Here is a 19127-nt window from a genome sequence, read left to right as displayed (position 1 = left end):
CTATATTTTGTACATTATTTACTGTAAAAATATAGTGTTTTAATGAAAGATATGGTATATTTTGGGTGAGAGCGAAACTTTCGCTTAAATATAGCTCTTAGAGTGAGGTGAGTGGATGATCGCCATGACGGGTACCTGATTCAAGTGAGGGAGGTGTTACGGGACTGAGGTGTAATCTTTCTTGTGGCATTCACTGAAGAGAGGGGCAGTAGAAATGATCAAGAGGTATAGGAAACAAGGACTGGTGTTCAGTTTGTTGTTTACGCTTACATTTTGTTCAAATGCTGCATTTCAACCGGCGATAGCAGAGGCAGCGGCCGGAGACTACAACTATGCGGAGGTTCTACAAAAATCTATTTATTTCTACGAAACCCAGCGGTCTGGTGAATTGCCAGATAACAATCGGGTGGAATGGCGGGGCGATTCCGGTCTTTTGGACGGTGCGGATGTGGGACATGATTTGACTGGTGGTTGGTACGATGCCGGTGATCACGTTAAATTCGGTTTGCCTATGGCTTATTCTACAACGATGCTGGCGTGGTCGGTTTATGAGTACAAGCAAGGATATGAGGGGTCTGGGCAGCTGGAGGAAATTTTAGACAATATTCGCTGGGCAACAGATTATTTTGTAAAAGCTCATACCGCTCCTAACGAGCTGTGGGGACAAGTTGGTAACGGAACAACCGATCATAATTGGTGGGGACCCGCAGAAGTCATGCAGATGCAGAGACCTTCCTACAAAATTGATGCCACTCATCCCGGATCAGATCTTGCCGCAGAAACAGCTGCAGCGTTAGCTTCAGCATCCATTATTTTCAGGGATACGGATGCCGTATATGCGGACAAGCTGCTGCTGCATGCTAAACAGCTTTACAATTTTGCTGACACTTATCGCGGCTCCTATTCCGACAGCATTACCGATGCCAAACAATATTATAATTCTTGGAGCGGTTACGCGGATGAATTGAGCTGGGGGGCTGCCTGGTTGTATTTGGCGACTAACGATCAGCAGTATCTCAATAAGGCTATTGCAGCAAGCGATCAATGGGGAACGAATCAGGCTGGAAACTGGGGGTATCAATGGACACAGTCTTGGGACGACAAGCATTATGGCGCTCAATTACTGTTGGCACGAATCACCGGGCAGACCAAGTTCATTCAATCTACTGAACGGAATATGCAGTATTGGACGACTGGCGTGGGTGGAACAAGTGACCGTGTTGCCTATACTCCTGGCGGACTCGCCCATCTGGATCAATGGGGCGCATTACGTTATGCAGCCAATCAGGCTTTTATGGCCTTCGTTTACTCGGACTGGGTGAGCGATCCGGTGAAGAAAGATACGGCGCGTTCTTTCGCGGAGAGACAAATTACGTATATGCTTGGCGACAATCCACGAAACAGCAGTTATGTTATCGGTTATGGTAATAATTCTCCTCAGCATCCCCATCATCGAACCTCACATGGATCATGGAATGATAGTCAGAGCGTTCCGGTAAATCATCGCCATGTCTTGTACGGAGCGCTAGTTGGAGGCCCGTCCAAAACAGACAGCTACACCGACTCCATTAGCGATTATGTCTCGAATGAAGTTGCAACCGATTACAATGCAGCTTTTACAGGAGCTATTGCAAAAATGGTGCTGCTGCATGGACAAGGGCAACAGCCGCTTGCACAATTTCCACCTGCAGAGACACGTGAAGATGAGATGTTTGTCGAAGCCTCTGTGAATGCTAGTGGCAGCAACTTCGTAGAGATTCGAGCATTGCTGAATAACCGTACGGGCTGGCCGGCACGGGCCAGTAAAGAGATGTCTTTTAACTACTATGTGGATCTTAGTGAAGCGATAGCGGCTGGTTATGGTCCTGAGGATATTACGGTTACAGCGGGAGGCTACAATCAGGGTGGATCGGTGTCTGCACTTCAGCCTTACGATGCAGCTAACCATATCTACTATACTAAGGTTGATTTTACAGGTACTTTGATTTATCCGGGTGGACAATCTGCTCATCGTAAGGAGATTCAATTCCGAATTGCAGCTCCGCTGAACACTAACTTCTGGAATAATGCTAATGATTTTTCATTCCAAGGGGTGGCAGCTCAGGGAGCAACTCCTGTAAAAACAGCGAACATCCCAGTGTTTGATGCAGGTGTGCACATGTATGGAGAACTTCCAGCGGGTGGCGGACAACCTGGAGAACCTCAAGTCCCTGCACGTCCGACTAATGTTCAGGCTGTAGCAGGTAACGGAACGGTCCATTTGACTTGGAATGCGATTAGCGGGGTCAGTGAATATACCGTTAAACGCAGTGAAGTGAGTGGAGGCCCGTATACAGTGCTTGAGAATGTCACGGGAACGGATTACATGGATAGTGGACGGGTGAACGGAACCACTTATTATTATGTGATTACTGCCACGAATAGTGTAGGGGAGAGCTTGCCATCTATACAGGTTAGTGCCAAACCCCAAGAACCAACACAGCCCACAACGGGGAATTTGAAGGTGCAATATCGTACGAATGATACGAATGCCAGTGATGGACAGCTGCGCCCTCAGTTCCGAATTATGAATACAGGAACCGAGTCTGTGGCACTTAGCGGCTTGAAGCTGCGTTATTATTTCACTGTGGATGGGGATAAACCACAACAGTTTCATTGTGATTATGCTGTAGTGGGCAGTGGTAATTTAAGCGGCAGTTTTGTTAAGCTGAATCCCGCCAGTACGGGCGCGGATTATTATCTGGAGATTTCTTTTGGTGCAGGGGCTGGAAGCATAGCGCCTGGTGGAGATAGCGGCGAGATTCAGGCTCGCACCAATAAGACGGACTGGACGGCTTACAATGAAACGGATGATTATTCCTACAGCGCGGTTCAGCAGACATTTGCCGATTGGAATAAGGTTACACTTTATCAAGGTGAAACACTTGTATGGGGCTTAGAACCATAAATATATCCAAGAGAGGGAGCTTGCCTAAGATGATGAAATTGAGCTTAATAAAGAAGCCTGTTTCTGTAATAATGGCCGCAGTCCTGTTTCTCTCACTCATGACCGGTCTATTTAATTTTAGACCTCAGACTGCTCACGCTTCAACTACGGAGCAGACACGTTTTCTGCAATTATATGCGCAGCTAAAAGACCCCGCAAATGGTTATTTCTCTGCCGAAGGAGTACCTTATCATGCGGTAGAGACCTTGATGAGTGAAGCCCCTGATTACGGACATATGACGACCTCAGAAGCTTACAGTTATTGGATGTGGCTTGAGGTACTCTATGGTTATCACACAGGGGACTGGACTAAGCTGGAATCAGCTTGGGACAACATGGAGAAATATATCATTCCTATTAACGAAGGTGATGGCAAGGAAGAACAGCCAACCATGAGTTATTACAATCCGAACAGCCCGGCTACGTATGCAGCGGAGCATGCTCAGCCGGATCAGTATCCAAGTCAGCTAGGTGGCCAGTATACAGCAGGTAAAGATCCGTTAGATGCTGAATTGAAGGCGACGTATGGCAACAACCAGACCTACTTGATGCACTGGCTGGTAGACGTGGACAACTGGTACGGCTTCGGCAACTTGCTGAATCCTACGCATACAGCCGCTTATGTGAATACATTCCAACGGGGTGAACAAGAGTCCGTTTGGGAGGCGGTCCCTCACCCGTCTCAAGATGACAAAACGTTCGGAAAAGCAAACGAAGGCTTCATGAGTCTGTTCACAAAAGAAGCTAACGTGCCTTCCGCTCAATGGCGTTACACGAATGCTACAGATGCCGATGCACGGGCAGTACAAGCAATGTACTGGGCTAAAGAGCTCGGCTACAACAATACAGTGTATTTGAATAAAGCTAAGAAAATGGGCGATTTCCTGCGGTACGGTATGTATGATAAATACTTCCAAAAAGTAGGAAGTGCAGCTACTGACGGCACCCCTGATGCCGGGACTGGCAAAGATTCCAATCAATATCTTCTAGCTTGGTATACCGCATGGGGCGGTGGACTTGGAGCTACAGGAAACTGGGCTTGGAGAATCGGTGCGAGCCATGCCCACCAAGGGTATCAGAATGTCGTGGCTGCCTACGCACTTTCTGATTCGGAAGGGGGTCTGATCCCGTCATCAGCTACAGCTGGGCAGGATTGGGAAAATTCTCTGAAACGTCAATTGGAGTTTTATACTTGGCTGCAGTCCTCTGAAGGGGCGATTGCCGGTGGAGCGACCAATAGTTATCAAGGTGCCTACAAGGCTTATCCAGCTGGAACCAGTACTTTTTATGGCATGGCATATGACGAAGCTCCAGTCTACCACGATCCGCCATCCAATAACTGGTTCGGAATGCAGGCATGGAGTGTGGAACGGGTAGCAGAGCTGTACTATATCCTTGCTTCTAACGGAGACACTACATCTGAAAACTTCCAAATGGCAAAACAAGTTATAGAGAATTGGGTAGATTGGTCTAAAGATTATGCCTTTGCCAACAAACGTCCAGTTACGGATGCTGAAGGTTACTACCTGAACAGCCAAGGAAATCGAATTCTTGGAGGCGCCAATCCACAAGTGGCTACAGTCTCTGCACCAGGAGAATTCTGGATTCCAGGTAATGTGGAATGGACAGGACAACCTAATACGTGGAATGGCTTCAGTGGTTCTACTGCAAACAATAACTTGAAAGCCGTAACTAAGAGTCCAAGCCAAGATACAGGAGTACTGGGCAGCTATATTAAGGCACTTACCTTCTATGCGGCTGGCACCAAAGCTGAACATGGCAGCTACAGTACTCTGGGAGGAGAAGCTCAGGTACTGGCTAAATCTTTGTTAGACACGGCATGGGGTTATAACGATGGAATTGGTATTGCAACTACCGAAAGCCGTGGAGATTATTCTCGTTATTTCACTAAAGAAGTCTATTTCCCAAGCGGCTGGACAGGTACATTCGGCCAAGGAAATACAATCCCTGGTACATCAACAGTGCCTTCCGATCCTGCTAAAGGCGGAAATGGGGTATATGCAAGCTATACCGATATCCGTCCGAATATCGTAAATGACTCTAAGTGGCAATATCTGCTGGACAAATACAATACTTCTTTTAATAAAGTGACTAAAACTTGGGACAATGGAGCCCCTGAATTTACCTACCATCGCTTCTGGTCGCAAGTAGATATGGCAACTGCTTATGCTGAATACGATCGACTGATCAACAGCAGCGTGCCTACTGAGCCAGTAGCTCCTAAAGCACCTTCTAAACCAAGTGCGGTCGCTGGTAACAAAGTTGTAGATCTTAGCTGGAACAACGTAACTGGAGCTACAAGCTATACTGTGAAAAGAGCTGCAACAACTGGCGGCCCTTACAGCGATGTGGCTGTTGTCACTCAAGCTACTTACAGTGATGCTTCCGTGGTTAACGGTACGGATTATTACTATGTAGTTAGTGCCTCCAACGTGGTTGGTGAGAGCCCGAATTCGCCTGAGGTTCACGCCAAGCCTATGGATGTACCGATTCCGGCACAAGGAGATTTGGTGGTGAAGTACCGGACAAGTGACACCAATCCGGGAGATAATCAGTTCCGCCCGCAGCTGCAAATTGTTAACAATGGGGATACGGCTGTAGCGCTTAGCGATGTAAAGCTGCGGTATTATTACACGATTGATGGCGATAAACCTCAACAATTTAATGTTGACTATGCTAACATCGGTGGAAGTAATATACAGGGAACATTCGTGAAGGTAGACCCTGCTAAAACTGGAGCGGACTATTATTTAGAAATCTCCTTCGGTGCAGGTGCAGGCAGTCTTGCACCGGGAGCCAACACGGGTGATATCCAGATCCGGGTCAACAAAACGGACTGGAGCAATTACAACGAGGTTGGAGACTACTCTTATGACCCTACCAAAACATCGTACACGGAATGGAATCATGTGCCGTTGTATTTGAATAGTGCTCTAGCATGGGGACTTGAGCCTTAAAGTCTAAATAAGGGAAGCCCTAGCCATTTGGCTGGGGCTTTTATTGTTATTGGCTAGTTAGCGACTGCATTGTGCCTAATTGTGGCTTCATGTCCATTTTAATTGTATTTCCTACAACTAAAATAAGCTCTAGCCGCGCCAACGTAATTTAATTGCACTTCATACAACTATTCATCAGTATATGGATACTTATTGAGATATAAGCTCAGTTTAACTGTACAATATACAACTAAAATCCAAAAAGAAATAAAAAAGCACGAAATAGCTGTATTAACTACAACTATTTCGTGCTTTGGTACGTTTGTTAGATATTGGGAGTTACTACGACTACTTGTAGATCAAGCTTTTATGGAAGCTTGGTTTACATTCACACTTGTGCTGAAGGAACAACCTTCTCCGCGTATTCTATCGTTCCGCCGCCGAGACATTGCTCGCCGAGATAGAAGACAACGGCTTGACCAGGTGTGATCGCTTTTTGTGGAACATCAAAGGCTACATTTATTGTTCCATCTTCACGCGCTGTAAGGGTCACGCCTTGATCTGGCTGGCGATACCGGAATTTAGCGGTGCATTTCAGCGGCTCTTGCCCAAGCGCTTGCCCGTCAATCCAGTTAACACCGGAAGCAATCAGGCTAGTGGAGTACAGGCTGTGGTGTTTGTCTCCTTGTACTACATAAAGAATGTTGCGGCTAAGGTCTTTCTCGGCTACAAACCACGGTTCGCCGTTGCCAGAGCCACCAATACCAAGCCCTTGGCGTTGGCCTAACGTGTAATACATAAGTCCGTCGTGGCGGCCTTTAATCTCTCCAGTTACTATGTCAACCATATCGCCAGCTTGTGCCGGGAGATATTGGCTGAGGAATTCGCGGAAGTTGCGCTCGCCGATAAAGCAGACGCCTGTGCTATCTTTTTTCTTGGCCGTGTAAAGTCCTGCTTCTTCAGCAATTCTCCGCACTTCAGGTTTCGGCAGATGTCCAATAGGGAACATTGCTTTAGAGAGTTGATGTTGTCCCAGTGCATTCAGGAAATAGGTCTGATCCTTATTGTTGTCTACGCCACGGAGCAGCTTGTACACACCATCTTCTTCAATAACACGTGCGTAATGTCCAGTTGCGACATAATCGGCACCAAGCTGAAGGGCTTTGTTCAAAAATTCTCCAAACTTAATCTCGCGGTTGCACATGACGTCAGGATTTGGCGTCCGGCCGGCCTTATATTCATCGAGAAAATAAGAAAATACCTTATCAAAGTATTCCTTCTCGAAATTAACGGTATAGTAAGGAATATCAATCTGCTCGCATACGCGGCGAACATCCTCTGCATCGCTTTCGGCCGTACATACTCCGAATTCGTCGGTATCGTCCCAGTTCTTCATGAAGATGCCGATGACGTCATAGCCCTGCTGCTTGAGCAGAAGCGCCGTGACGGAGGAATCGACCCCTCCGGACATGCCGACGACGACACGGGTGTCTTGTTTTGCTTTTGTCATCGTAATCACCATTTCTGTACCCAAAATACCGGTCATTCATGGAACACCCGGCTCAAAATGTATTATAACATACCTGTCTACTCTAAACCTCTGAAATAAGAGACTGGAAACAACAAAATGTCCACCTGGGGTGAACATTCTCGTAAAATGTTTCGTTTACCATTTCATTTGTGACTTCGGATATGATAACATAAACTGAGAGTAATTATCGGAATACCTTGATATGACAATCCAAATGACTTGCCGAATCAATAGTATACAATAATCAGACATTAAACTGAAAGAGGTGCCCCTTTGAAAATATCAACTAAAGGTCGTTACGGACTAACAATTATGATGGAGCTTGCACTGAAATTTGGTGAAGGACCAACTTCACTTAAGAGTATCGCTGAGAAAAATGGTCTTTCCGAGCATTATCTGGAGCAACTAATTGCTCCTCTGCGCAATGCAGGGCTTGTAAAAAGTATTCGTGGAGCATATGGCGGTTACATTTTGTCGCGTGAGGCGAATGCTATCACTGCCGGTGATATCATCCGTGTGCTGGAGGGCCCAATCTCTCCTGTAGATTTCACGGAAGAGGACGATGCAGCGAAACGGGATTTATGGTTGCGTATTCGCGACAGCATTGCCGATGTGCTGGATTCCACAACACTTTATGACTTGATTAACTACAAAGAAGAGAGTTTGGCCGATAATTACATGTTTTATATTTAGATCTCCAATGAAAGATAACTCAACAGTATTATGAATCAACGTTTAGGCTCCCATTTGGGAGTCTTTTTTTATCTGTGATTCTATTTGTTCTTACGTTTATTAAGGTGCGCGATCCAGCAGCAAAAGGCTCCGATGAACGCTGCGAGAATCGGTATCCATTGATTAGTAGTTAAGTTAGCACCTCCACAGTACTTATAATTCTTTCGTCATAAAAACACTATAGGGGTCTTCAATGTAATCTGCAAACGGACTACAGTATTCAAAACCATATTGTTCATATAATTTTCTAGCCGCTTCGAACCCTTCAGTGGATCCGGTTTCCAAGCTCAGACGCCGATAGCCTTGTTGTTTAGCTTCTTTAATGATATGGGCAAGCATTTTAGATGCAATGCCCTTCCTAAGATGCTTGGTAGAAGTACGCATGGATTTGATTTCACCATGATGGCTACCCAGGTCTTTAAGAGCACCACAACCTAAGAGTTCGCCCTGCTCCCAGGCACTCCAAAAGGTGATTTCAGGTGTTTTTAATTTATCTAAATTCAATGCATGCACACTCTCTGGTGGAGATTGCTCAAACATGCTCTGAAGATGTTCACTGATCAATGCTATGATTTCGGTTCCGGTTAAGTTATCGATTCTAATCTCCATATTATTCACTCCCATTGATAAGATTATGGTTTGTTGTATATATCAGGTTTCTTTAGCGGAGTTCGCTGTTGTAAGTTGTAGCAATCGGTCCAAGGCTTTCTGTGTAAGGGGCATAAAGTAATTAAGAATTAAGCCGCCTAAACAAATGGTAAGTAGAGTGCCAATCCCAATGGGCCCATTGAAAATAATAGCGGCAAATAAGAAAACAAGATAAATGATTGTTCTAGTAAATAGTATACTAAGCTTAGTTATCGTTTGCAGTACTAATGTTAGCCGGTCCACTGGAATCGGTGCGAAATTTGCGTATAAATAAATGGATGTACCTAATCCAATTGCGATTAAGCCTAAACCATAAAAAGCAATTTTACTGATCCACAGATTAGGCTCGATCAGATGGTTAAACAAAAAAAGCCACATATCGATACCTATGCCTGCTATGAATGCAGTTACCAGCCCTAATAATTCCGGTCTTTGCTTGGATAAACATGAATTACATCCAATCAACAGGCATGCGATCAGCACTTCCCAACTGCCTACTGTAAGACCGACATTTTTGGATAGCCCGACTAAAAGTGCATCAAAAGGAGAAGCTCCAAGGTCAGAGATTATTGTTAGTGAAACGCCTAGGGTTAAGATGAAAATTCCGCAAGTGAAAATGGAAAACGTAGTTACACTAACCTTCTTCATTCTTTTGAAGCAGAAAGATCTTTAGTCATTAAAAGATGAGGGATGCCATCCTCCATAAATTCAGTAGATGAAGCCCGATAACCAAGTTTCTTATAGAAGCCCTCTGCCTGAGTTTGCCCGTGCAATTTAGCCTTTTGATATCCCTTTTCAACCACGATCTCTTCCAACGCGGAAATAATTTTTTTCCCAATTCCAAATTTACGGTAAGGTTCTAGGATGCAAATACGCTCTAACTTACCCATACCATCAAGAACGCGGATCCTTCCTGTGGCAACTGGTTGCCCATCATAATAGGCCAGGACATGTTCACATTCTCCATTCAGTGTATCGAATTCATCAAATTCATCATTAAGGGGTACGCCTTGTTCCTCAACAAATACTTTTTTTCTGATTGAAAATGCAGCTTCAAGTTCCTCGATTAGTGTAATTCTTTTAAGATTCATTCTTGCTTACTCCATTCTGTATTTGTTTTTTTTAGGAAAAACGTCATAATGAATTAACGACAATTATTAGTATATATATAATCAATATTGTTGTAAATACAACATTATTGGAACTGGCAGGTGATTGAATGAAGGAGATCCTTCGTGAAGTTGGAATGATAGCGAGGGCATTAGATTCCATAAGTAATATAGAGTTCAAGGAATTAGAGCTTACAAAGGGGCAGTATTTATATCTGGTCCGGATATATGAGAATCCGGGCATTATTCAAGAAAAGCTGTCGGAAATGATAAAGGTGGACCGAACAACAGCAGCGCGTGCGATTCAGAAGCTTGAAATCCAAGGTTTTATTGAAAAGAAAGACGATGAAACAAACAAAAAAATAAAAAGGTTATTCACAACTGAAAAAGGTAAACAAGCCTACTCTTTTCTGAAGAGAGAAGGGGACCATACCGACTTGGTTGCATTAGCAGGATTATCTGAAAAAGAAACGGAAGTCTTGTTTCAACTTTTGCAAAGAGTTAGGAAAAATGTTGAGGTTGAGTGGGAATACGTAAAGAAGGGAAATAAAAGAGAGTACTAAAATCAGCAATTGTTATTGAACTAACCCAACACGATCGCATAAAAAAATGCCTTGCTAGTGATATACTGGCAGGGCATTTTAATGAAAACGGAGCCGTGGAAATTGTGCGAGCGGAGAATAAAAAAAGAACACCCTAAAGTGTTCATTAAGGTTAATTAATGTTAATTATTGCTCTGCAGGTGTATTTCCCATTGCAATAGAAATTCTGTTCCAACTGTTGATTTGATTAATAATCAGCACAAGATCAACATATTGTTTCTCATCGTAATGTTCACGTACTTGTTTATATAGCTCATCCGGAACTCTTTTGGAAGGGATCAGCGTAATATGCTCAGCTAGTTCGAGAGCAACCTTCTCTTCAGATGTATAAAAAGTACATTCCTCCCAAACATTTAAACAATAAATTCGTTGTTCGGTTTCACCCATTTTACGAGCTTCAGATGTATGCATATCTATGCAGAAAGCACATCCGTTAATTTGAGAAACTCTGATTTTGATAAGTTCTCTTGTAGTCCGATTAATTGTAGATTTTTTGGTGTACATCTCCATATCCATCATGATTTTCATACCCTCAGGTGCAACTTCATTGTAGGCAACTCTTTGACTCATTAGGCAAGACTCCTTAGGCTTTAGTTTAGGAATAGTATAACTTTATTTTAACACTATTATTCTTTATATGCGAACGTTTGTACTTGTTTATTTGCTTGTGAGAAGGCAGAAATCACCCGATGACCTCTGCATTGGTTATTCCACGAGTTTCCCCGTCCTCTTGCCTCACAACTATCGGCTTCCTGGTGAATAAGTTGATAGAAACCAAGAGGAGGAGTGAGGAAATGCCTTATACAACAGGCCTTATTACAAATACAAGAGCCACAGGTACTGCAGCAAGTAATGTAGTAGTCAGTGTTCGTAACACAAGTAATGCGAGTGCAATGATGATCGTTGAAGTTTTTGGTGTTCCATATTCGATGCCAGCTCTTACCCCGATTTATGTCACAGGGTATTACGTTCCTGCTAAGAGTTCTGATATTAGAGAGTTTTTCATTGGCGGCAATTTGGCTTATGAGGTACAAATTAGTAGTCCTTTTCCTTTGGCAGAAGTAGTTACCTCCGTGTATGGGCTGGACGAGTTCGGAAATCTAGTTACTGATCAGCGAGTGCTTCAATCTGAATTGACGCAGATTACCGCATTATCTATCCCTATATAATAGTAACGTTTAGACCATTAAGCAGCAGTCGCTGAAAGAAATAGGGCGATTGCTGCTTTTTTAGGCGCAATAAAGTATTTTAGGGCATTCACACAATCATATGAGAGGAATCAAAATATACTGATTTTATACTCCAATGTAGAGAGAGGTAAAAATCATGGCGGATGTAGGGGTAGTTATGCCTGTGTATACCCAAAAGCCGGAGTTTCTGCGGCAAGCTCTGCAGTCTGTTCTGCACCAATCTTTTACCAATTTTCGGCTGGTTGTTGTGATCGATGGAGCACCAGATATGGAACCGCTCGTGAGATCCATTATAGTCGAAGATCCGAGGGTAACGGTTATCTCTTACGCACAGAACAGGGGTATAGCACATGCACTGAATACTGGCTTTGATCTTTTGTTTAGTGAGCCCAGTATTCAATATTTGAGTTGGGTTTCCAGCGACAATGTTTATGAACCCCGTTTCCTAGAAATCCTTCGTGGGGCGCTAGTTAGAGGTCCTCAGGAGTTAGGCATCGTGTACAGTTCTTTTCAAAGCATCGATAACGAGGGAAAGTTTCTTCACAACGAACATCAATTGGCTACGCAGCGTAATTATCAGTCACAGCCCAAAGAGAGATTGCTGGATTATTCACTCATTGGCGTATCTTTTATGTACAAAACACAGATTGCGAAGCTTGTTGGAGCTTATGGAATGGAACCGGTGGAGGATTATGATTACTGGCTGAGACTGGCTGAACATTGTGAGATTCGTTTTATACCGGTGGAACTGGTGAATTATCGTGTGGATTCTACCTTTAGTGTATCTGCCCAGTTACATTCGGTTGAAAATCATCGTAGATGGAGATATGCCTATCATTTGACCCGCCATCAGGCGCGGTTTCGCAGAGGGATTCCGGCGATGATTACCGTTTTATATCCTGTAGTGAATGCTTGTGCGGATGAAATAACGAGGATAGAGAATCTGTACGAACAAACGTATAGCAATTATGAATGCCGGGTGTTGGATTTATCAACTACACGTCAGCCATCAGCTCTATTGGAAACCATACCTCATCCTGCGACAGCGTTCGCTTGGCTGCCTGGAGCTGTGGAGTCACACGCGATTTGCAGTGCTATTGAGCAGCTATCCACCCCATTTACGATAGTTTTAGGTCCAAAGGTTTTTATAGGAGCGCTCGATATTGAGTACATGCTGGAAGCTTTGATTACTACGGGTGGGGATACGATCTCCAATTACTATACGGATGATCATAGCCTGATTGGATTTCGGCACAGACATGTCCCCTCAACTAAAGACCACTATTATAATGAGCTGTTTCGCAGCGCAGATTTGTATAATTTGTTGAAGACCTCTTTTACCTAAAATAATTTGCGAATGAGTGATCATGATGAAGATTTTGTTCACTTTTTATAACCCGAGTGGTGGTATGCAAACTCTGAACCGAGTTCGCTGCCAAGCTTTATATGCTCGCGGTGTAGAGTGCCATTTACTGTATACACACCATGGAAAAGGACAGCAGAATATCCGTAACATTCAAACACATATTACCAATAGTGATGACGAGATCAAGGCAATGCTTGCTCGGGAAGCTTTTGATTTAATTGTAGTGTGTACGGATATTAACTTAGCAGAGCGGATTCGAGGGTTTGGTTATAAAGGACCGCTTGTTTTTGAAGTGCAAGGTTTAGGTACATTAGATGAAGCTGAGCAGGTCGTTAATAATTTTACAGAGCGTATTTACAAGCTCACTGATGCACTACTGTATCCGGAAACAACCCATTTGCAGGCGCTTTTCAAAGGCGGATTTCCAACCATTCCACAATATTGTTTTGATGATCCGATCGATTGCGATCAGTTTGGATATACCAATTATCCCGCGAAAAGTTTCCCTATTCTCGGTTGGGTAGGACGCATTCAAACGAATAAGAATTGGCGGGAATTTCTGCAAATCGGGCAAAGGCTGCTGGCGATCCATCCCGAGCTTTATTTATGGATTTTTCAGGATGATACGTTGTTTGATCCAGAGCAAAAAGAAAGCTTTAATCAATTTGTAGCTGAGACGGGGATTTCTTCACGGCTAATTTCGTATTCCAATATCCCACATGAGCAAATGGCAGATTATATGAGCATTATTGGTGATTCGGGAGGATTGCTTCTTTCGACCTCGATTTTGGAAGGATTTGGATACGCGGTTGCTGAGGCGATGTTGTGCCGTTGTCCTGTACTTACTACAGATTCAGACGGCGTTCGAAGACTCGTCATTAACAATCACACTGGAAAAATATACACTAGAGGGCAGCTGGATGAAGCTGTGAATGCTGCTCTATCCTTGATGGATGATCCGGCACTGCGGGCCAGAATCAGGATGAATGGGGAATGGCATATCCGGACTAACCTGTCCTCCGAGCTGTATGCGGACAGATTTCTGCAGATGTATCATCAATTGATGAGACGCAGAATTCATATTGAGCGACGCTGGTCTTAACTCTGCGGTTAATCCGCAGGGTTAAGATGTTTTTTCATGGATTAACAACGAGGTCAGAATTAGTGTCAAAAACAGGGTGACAATCATTCCTACCATTTTGAATAATATTGTTTTCTATATCTCATTGATTAATTCCTTCGAATTATTCCGGACATTTCCCACAGCAGTGGAAACCGGATAGGCTCTCATTTGATGTTGATCATAGGGTTTAAGAAGCTTTATTAACGAAGTTGCGTCCTGATTGTTCCGGCTTAGCCATTCAGGCTCATCCTCAGGCTTCAAAATAACTGGCATACGGTTATGGATTTCAGCCATAAGTTCATTTGGGGTAGTCGTTATAATCGTGCAGGTACTTAATTTATTACCATCAGGGTCCATCCAAATATCATATAATCCGGCCATTGAAAAAATACCCCCATCGCGCATCACGATTCGCATGGGCTGTTTACTGCTGCCCTGTGCCTTCCATTCATAGAAACCATCAGAAGGGATGATGCAGCGGCGGGAGCTTACTAATCGCTTGAAAGAAGGCTTCTCAAGGAGTGACTCTGCCCGGGCATTGATCATTTTACTGCCGATTTTGTCATCTTTGGCCCATGAAGGAACCAGACCCCAGCGCAGTTCCCCAAGTTTATTGCTGGACCCGGTGTTAATGACTGCCGGAATTTGCTGCATGGGTGCTGCGTTATATGTTGGAGCATAGTGGATAATGGTAGAATCATTAGCAAAATATCTGACCATCAGCTCTTCCATGGTGACGGTTATCGTATATCGTCCGCACATTTTATACACTTCCCATTCGGTCGTTTTTGAGGCTAGATTTGTTTACAGCTTGTAATCAGCATGTTATGCTCGAAATATTTCTTGCAGGAACGGTTGTTGAGGGTTGTATCTTATTATAAACGAAGCACAATGAATGAAGAAAGCGGTGCATATAGGTGATTTTGGTAAGCTCTTGTTTAGCTGGCATGAAGGTAAGATATAATGGTACGGATTGTTTGGATGAGAAAATTCAGAAGCTTTTGAATGAGAATCAAGCTATTGCTGTGTGTCCGGAATTATTAGGGGGATTCTCTACGCCTAGAGAGCCAGCTGAAATTGTTGGCGGGGACGGTGAGGATGTGCTTGCAGGAACGGCAAAAGTAGTAGACCGGTCGGGCATAGATGTAACAGAACTATATTTAAAAGGGGCTTATATTACGCTTGAAAAAGCTCAAGAAGTTTCAGCCACGATGGTAGTCCTCAAGGAAAACAGTCCTTCTTGCGGCAGCACCATGATTTATAACGGAGAGTTCAAAGGGAAGAAGATCGCTGGCAACGGCGTGACTGCGGCTTTACTTAGAAAAAACGGCATAGAAGTTACCTCTGAAGAGAATTGGCTGTCATTATCCTAGCCTATGTAGGGAATTGATTACAATATTGTGTTCTTTAGTTTGTGGAAAACTAACTTCTCGCGCGGTATAATTTAATAGTTCTTAAAAACGAACTATTGTCCTATACCCTAGAAGTGGAGAAATGAATGATGAAAACCATCTATTTGGACCACGCCGCATCAACTCCGGTTCATCCCGAGGTGGCCAAGGTCATGCTGAATATAATGACAGAACAATATGGAAATGCGTCCAGTGTACATCAGTTCGGACGTTCAGCCAAGAAAATATTAAATGGGGCGCGCGATACTATCGCCGCCTTTTTAGGCTGCTCGCCGGAAGAGTGGGTGTTCACTGGAGGCGGAACCGAAAGCGACAATCTAGCCCTCTATGGAGCTGTCGCTGCTGTTGCCCAGAAAGGCAATCATATTATCACCTCTGCGATAGAGCATCATGCAGTGCTACATACCTGCGAAGAGCTGGAGAAGGAAGGCTATAAGGTTACTTATCTTCCTGTCGATTCTACAGGCCGAGTATCCGTTGCAGACGTAGAAGCAGCGGTGCAGGAAGACACGGTGCTAATCAGTATAATGTATGCCAACAATGAGGTAGGAACGGTTCAGCCGATTCAGGAAATTAGCCAGCTTGCCAGAGAGCGGGGAATTCTGTTCCATGTTGATGCTGTACAAGCTCTTGGTGCCTTACCGATCACACTGCGGGAGCTTCCGGTAGATTACATGAGCTTTACAGCTCACAAAATCAATGGACCCGGGGGGATCGGTGGCCTTTATGTGCGGAGTGGAGTACCGCTGCATCCAAGACTCCACGGTGGCCTTCAGGAACGCGGCAGACGAGCCGGAACAGAAAATCTAGCAGGTACTGCTGGATTTGCCAAGGCTGTTGAAATAGCAGTTACAGGTCTATCAGAACGTCGACAAAAAGTGCAGCTCCTGCGCAATAGACTACTTGAAGAGCTGGATGCGCTGATTGGCCGGGAAAGTTATTCGATTAACGGGAATACCGAGCATTTTTTGCCAAGTATACTGAATTTGAGCTTCCCGGGAGCTAGAACAGATGTTATGCTGATGAACCTGGATATGGACGGGATTGCGGCAGCAAGCGGTTCAGCCTGCACGTCAGGATCACTGGAAATATCCCATGTTCTGAGAGCAATGGAGCTTCCAGAAAATATTTTAGGGTCCGCGATTCGATTTAGCATGGGTTTGGGTAATACTACTGAAGAAATTGAGTACGTTGCTCGAAAAGTTGAAACCATTCTGAATCGGCTGCGTATCAGAGACTAGTTACTTCTAGGCTATGATAGGTATCCTGATCATTCGGGCTTTCACTTTTTGAGAACTCGTAATTACACTCAAAGTGAGGAGACCGAGCAGCCATGAAACTTCAAGATCTGATCGGCTTGGCTGTATATGAAGTTGAAGAGGGTAACGCAATCGGCAAAATTGTCGATATTTTGCTCGATTCAAACTGGAATATTACGGGTATAGAACTGGAAAGCAAATCTTTTTTTGGTGGCCATGTGAAATTTGTGGCATGGGAAGATATTGTGGCCTACGGCGAGGATGCTGTCATGATTCGTAGTAAAGAGTCGATTGATAAGATAGACGCCGATCATATACCTTGTACTTTTCTACTTGGAAAGAACAAACTTAAGGATTTAAAAGTGCTAACTACAACTGGAACTATACTCGGACGAATATCTGATGTTTATTTTGACCAAAAGTTGGGAAACACAATAGGAGCGCTGGAAATTAGTGACGGGCTTGTCACTGATTTGATCGAAGGCCGCAAATGGCTGCCTTGTTCTGACGAGATGTCCATTGGTGAGAATGCATTAATGGTTCCTGCGATGAGCGAAGAACGGCTACAAAAAGCCATTAATATTGTTAACGGATAGGTGGAATGTATTATATGAAGTGTCCAAACTGCAACTCCAAAGATATCGGAAAGATCGGTTCCCACCAGTTTTATTGCTGGGGCTGTTTCATCGAATTGACGGTAAATGGCGAAAAAATGTCGGTTTATCAAGTTGAAGAAGACGGCACACTAAGCTCACTAGACGACCTGTTCTCCGGGGATGATATGACTCAGGATTTCCCGCAAATTCATGCGTCTTCTTAACTATGAATCTTGCTATGTAAGCAAGACTGCTCTATGTACTTAAGCGTCAATTTCCTTTCAGCTGAAATCAGTTGCAAGGTTATTGACGCTTTTTTGTGTGTTTGATGGTTATTTTGCTGCGGCCATACATATACTTATTTACGAAGCTAGTCCAGGCTCTACCGCAGGAGGGTACTCTCATGGAACAATGGTCCCAAAGTAAATGGTTCCGCTGGATGATCGGAGTGCTGCTATCCCTGATCATTTTGTATTTTGTTTGGTTGCTTCGTCCGATGCTGCAGGGGATTTTTGTATTCTTAAAGGCAATCCTCGCTCCATTTCTGGCAGCTATGATTATTTCCTATGTGCTGAATCCCGTGGTTAGTATGCTGGCCGGACGGAAGATGCCGCGTAGCGTAGCTGTTCTACTTATATATGCAGTGTTTCTAACGGCGATTACTGTGATCGCCATCAACCTAATCCCGATGTTTATTGAGCAGCTTGAAGAGTTAAATGAACATCTCCCTGAGATCACACTGCAAGCCCAGGGGCTGATGAGCCATATGAATACAAGACTAATACCGCCTGGGGTTGAAATGGGGATGAACAACTGGTTTTTTCAACTGGAGAATCGTCTGGCCGAAGGGATTTCTCATTTTCTCGATAACATAGGGACCACGATTAACTTGCTGTTCAATGCTTTTATCGTGCCGTTTCTGGTGTTCTATATCCTGAAGGATTTTGACGTATTTGAACGGACGGTGGTCTCTTGTCTGCCCCGCGCACGCCGCAAGTCAATTGTTACTTTGTTAAAAGATATTGATGCCGCGCTCGGCAATTACATTCGCGGACAATTTCTGGTCTGCATCATTATAGGTGTGCTCGCCTACATCGGCTATGCCATCGTCGGAATGCCTTATGCCTTACTGTTCGCCAGTGTGGTGGCAGTGTTTAATATTGTTCCGTATATGGGTCCATTTCTAGGGGCTGCACCTGCCATTGTGATGGCTTCGACCGTCTCTTTTCGACTAGTTCTACTGGTTGCTGTGGTAAACACTTTATGCCAAATTGTGGAGAGCAATATTATTTCTCCACAGGTAGTAGGCAGGACGCTACATTTGCATCCGCTGCTTATTATCTTTGCATTGCTGGTAGGTGGTGAACTGGCAGGGATGATTGGACTGATCCTTGCTGTACCGTTCTTTGCAGCTGCAAAAGTCGTTATTCAACACTTTATGGCGTTTTTAATCAAACGAAAGCCTGTATAAAGGGATAATCATTGACTATTGATAACAGTTTTGTATATAATGTTGGGGAATATTACTGATGACTCAGTATATAGTTGTTCGATGATGAGGAGTATTAATTCTATACCGTTATTGCAGAGAGCCGGCACTAAGGTGCGAGCCGGTT

18 protein-coding genes are annotated in these 19127 nt (G+C 44.1%); 12 read left to right on the top strand and 6 right to left on the bottom strand.

The window, feature by feature from the left end; genetic code table 11:
* Positions 1-214 precede the first annotated feature (214 nt).
* The gene (locus MKZ09_RS26550; protein ID WP_076137412.1) at positions 215-2947 is read left to right on the top strand and encodes a glycoside hydrolase family 9 protein; all 2733 of its coding nucleotides are present in this window, start codon (positions 215-217) and stop codon (positions 2945-2947) included.
* A gap of 32 nt (positions 2948-2979) precedes the next feature.
* Positions 2980-5964: a glycoside hydrolase family 48 protein gene (locus MKZ09_RS26545; protein WP_081394324.1), complete on the top strand. Its 2985-nt coding sequence runs from the start codon at positions 2980-2982 to the stop codon at positions 5962-5964.
* Positions 5965-6331: 367 nt separating this feature from the next.
* Here the strand turns inward: MKZ09_RS26545 and mnmA are convergent, their stop codons facing one another.
* A complete protein-coding gene (mnmA, locus tag MKZ09_RS26540) occupies positions 6332-7453 on the bottom strand; it encodes a tRNA 2-thiouridine(34) synthase MnmA (RefSeq protein ID WP_076137460.1) in 1122 nt (373 codons plus the stop codon).
* Between the two features lie 294 nt (positions 7454-7747).
* Between mnmA and cymR the strand changes: the two genes are divergently transcribed.
* On the top strand, positions 7748-8167 hold the full coding sequence (cymR, locus tag MKZ09_RS26535; protein WP_036677599.1) for a cysteine metabolism transcriptional regulator CymR: 420 nt from the start codon (positions 7748-7750) through the stop codon (positions 8165-8167).
* A 192-nt stretch (positions 8168-8359) separates the two neighbouring features.
* Here cymR and MKZ09_RS26530 read toward each other — a convergent pair whose 3' ends face one another.
* The 3 genes from MKZ09_RS26530 to MKZ09_RS26520 are packed head-to-tail and all read right to left on the bottom strand — an operon-like array spanning position 8360 to position 9945.
* Positions 8360-8815 (bottom strand): GNAT family N-acetyltransferase, encoded by a 456-nt coding sequence (locus MKZ09_RS26530; RefSeq protein ID WP_036677596.1) that lies wholly within the window; start codon positions 8813-8815, stop codon positions 8360-8362.
* A gap of 42 nt (positions 8816-8857) precedes the next feature.
* Positions 8858-9502, bottom strand: a complete 645-nt coding sequence (locus MKZ09_RS26525; protein ID WP_076137410.1) for a YczE/YyaS/YitT family protein — start codon at positions 9500-9502, stop codon at positions 8858-8860.
* Positions 9499-9945, bottom strand: a complete 447-nt coding sequence (locus tag MKZ09_RS26520) for a GNAT family N-acetyltransferase (RefSeq protein ID WP_076137408.1) — start codon at positions 9943-9945, stop codon at positions 9499-9501. Before MKZ09_RS26520 ends, MKZ09_RS26525 begins: the two co-directional genes overlap by 4 nt.
* Before the next feature lie 128 nt (positions 9946-10073).
* Here MKZ09_RS26520 and MKZ09_RS26515 point away from each other — a divergent pair, with 128 nt between their 5' ends.
* Positions 10074-10526 carry a MarR family winged helix-turn-helix transcriptional regulator gene (locus MKZ09_RS26515; protein WP_076105880.1) on the top strand — a complete coding sequence of 151 codons (453 nt, stop codon included), beginning with the start codon at positions 10074-10076 and terminating at the stop codon, positions 10524-10526.
* Between the two features lie 165 nt (positions 10527-10691).
* Here the strand turns inward: MKZ09_RS26515 and MKZ09_RS26510 are convergent, their stop codons facing one another.
* The gene (locus tag MKZ09_RS26510; protein WP_076137406.1) at positions 10692-11135 is read right to left on the bottom strand and encodes a carboxymuconolactone decarboxylase family protein; all 444 of its coding nucleotides are present in this window, start codon (positions 11133-11135) and stop codon (positions 10692-10694) included.
* Between the two features lie 224 nt (positions 11136-11359).
* On the opposite strand from MKZ09_RS26510, the gene MKZ09_RS26505 reads away from it, so the two are divergent.
* The 3 genes from MKZ09_RS26505 (at position 11360) to MKZ09_RS26495 (ending at position 14223) form a co-directional block, all read left to right on the top strand.
* Positions 11360-11734: a hypothetical protein gene (locus MKZ09_RS26505; RefSeq protein ID WP_076137403.1), complete on the top strand. Its 375-nt coding sequence runs from the start codon at positions 11360-11362 to the stop codon at positions 11732-11734.
* Between the two features lie 157 nt (positions 11735-11891).
* Positions 11892-13100 carry a glycosyltransferase family 2 protein gene (locus MKZ09_RS26500; protein WP_076137401.1) on the top strand — a complete coding sequence of 403 codons (1209 nt, stop codon included), beginning with the start codon at positions 11892-11894 and terminating at the stop codon, positions 13098-13100.
* Between the two features lie 22 nt (positions 13101-13122).
* Positions 13123-14223, top strand: coding sequence for a glycosyltransferase family 4 protein (locus MKZ09_RS26495; RefSeq protein WP_256719243.1), 1101 nt, complete (start codon positions 13123-13125; stop codon positions 14221-14223).
* Positions 14224-14337: 114 nt separating this feature from the next.
* On the opposite strand, the gene MKZ09_RS26490 is transcribed toward MKZ09_RS26495, so the two are convergent.
* Positions 14338-15006 (bottom strand): SOS response-associated peptidase, encoded by a 669-nt coding sequence (locus MKZ09_RS26490; protein ID WP_076206446.1) that lies wholly within the window; start codon positions 15004-15006, stop codon positions 14338-14340.
* Between the two features lie 155 nt (positions 15007-15161).
* Here MKZ09_RS26490 and MKZ09_RS26485 point away from each other — a divergent pair, with 155 nt between their 5' ends.
* From MKZ09_RS26485 to MKZ09_RS26465, 5 genes are all read left to right on the top strand, one after another.
* Positions 15162-15617, top strand: coding sequence for a DUF523 domain-containing protein (locus MKZ09_RS26485; RefSeq protein WP_076206444.1), 456 nt, complete (start codon positions 15162-15164; stop codon positions 15615-15617).
* Positions 15618-15745: 128 nt separating this feature from the next.
* The gene (locus tag MKZ09_RS26480; RefSeq protein WP_076206442.1) at positions 15746-16897 is read left to right on the top strand and encodes a cysteine desulfurase family protein; all 1152 of its coding nucleotides are present in this window, start codon (positions 15746-15748) and stop codon (positions 16895-16897) included.
* A 92-nt stretch (positions 16898-16989) separates the two neighbouring features.
* Positions 16990-17511 (top strand): PRC-barrel domain-containing protein, encoded by a 522-nt coding sequence (locus tag MKZ09_RS26475; RefSeq protein WP_036677560.1) that lies wholly within the window; start codon positions 16990-16992, stop codon positions 17509-17511.
* Positions 17512-17525: 14 nt separating this feature from the next.
* Positions 17526-17735 carry a hypothetical protein gene (locus MKZ09_RS26470; RefSeq protein WP_036677557.1) on the top strand — a complete coding sequence of 70 codons (210 nt, stop codon included), beginning with the start codon at positions 17526-17528 and terminating at the stop codon, positions 17733-17735.
* Between the two features lie 179 nt (positions 17736-17914).
* Positions 17915-18982, top strand: a complete 1068-nt coding sequence (locus MKZ09_RS26465; protein ID WP_036677553.1) for an AI-2E family transporter — start codon at positions 17915-17917, stop codon at positions 18980-18982.
* The last annotated feature ends 145 nt before the right edge of the window (positions 18983-19127 follow it).

Source organism: Paenibacillus sp. FSL R5-0908 (genome assembly GCF_038006245.1).
GTDB classification, from domain to species: Bacteria; Bacillota; Bacilli; order Paenibacillales; family Paenibacillaceae; genus Paenibacillus_AQ; species Paenibacillus_AQ odorifer.
Note: the sequence above shows the minus strand (reverse complement) of the source record. Positions and strands in the feature narration are given on the sequence as shown.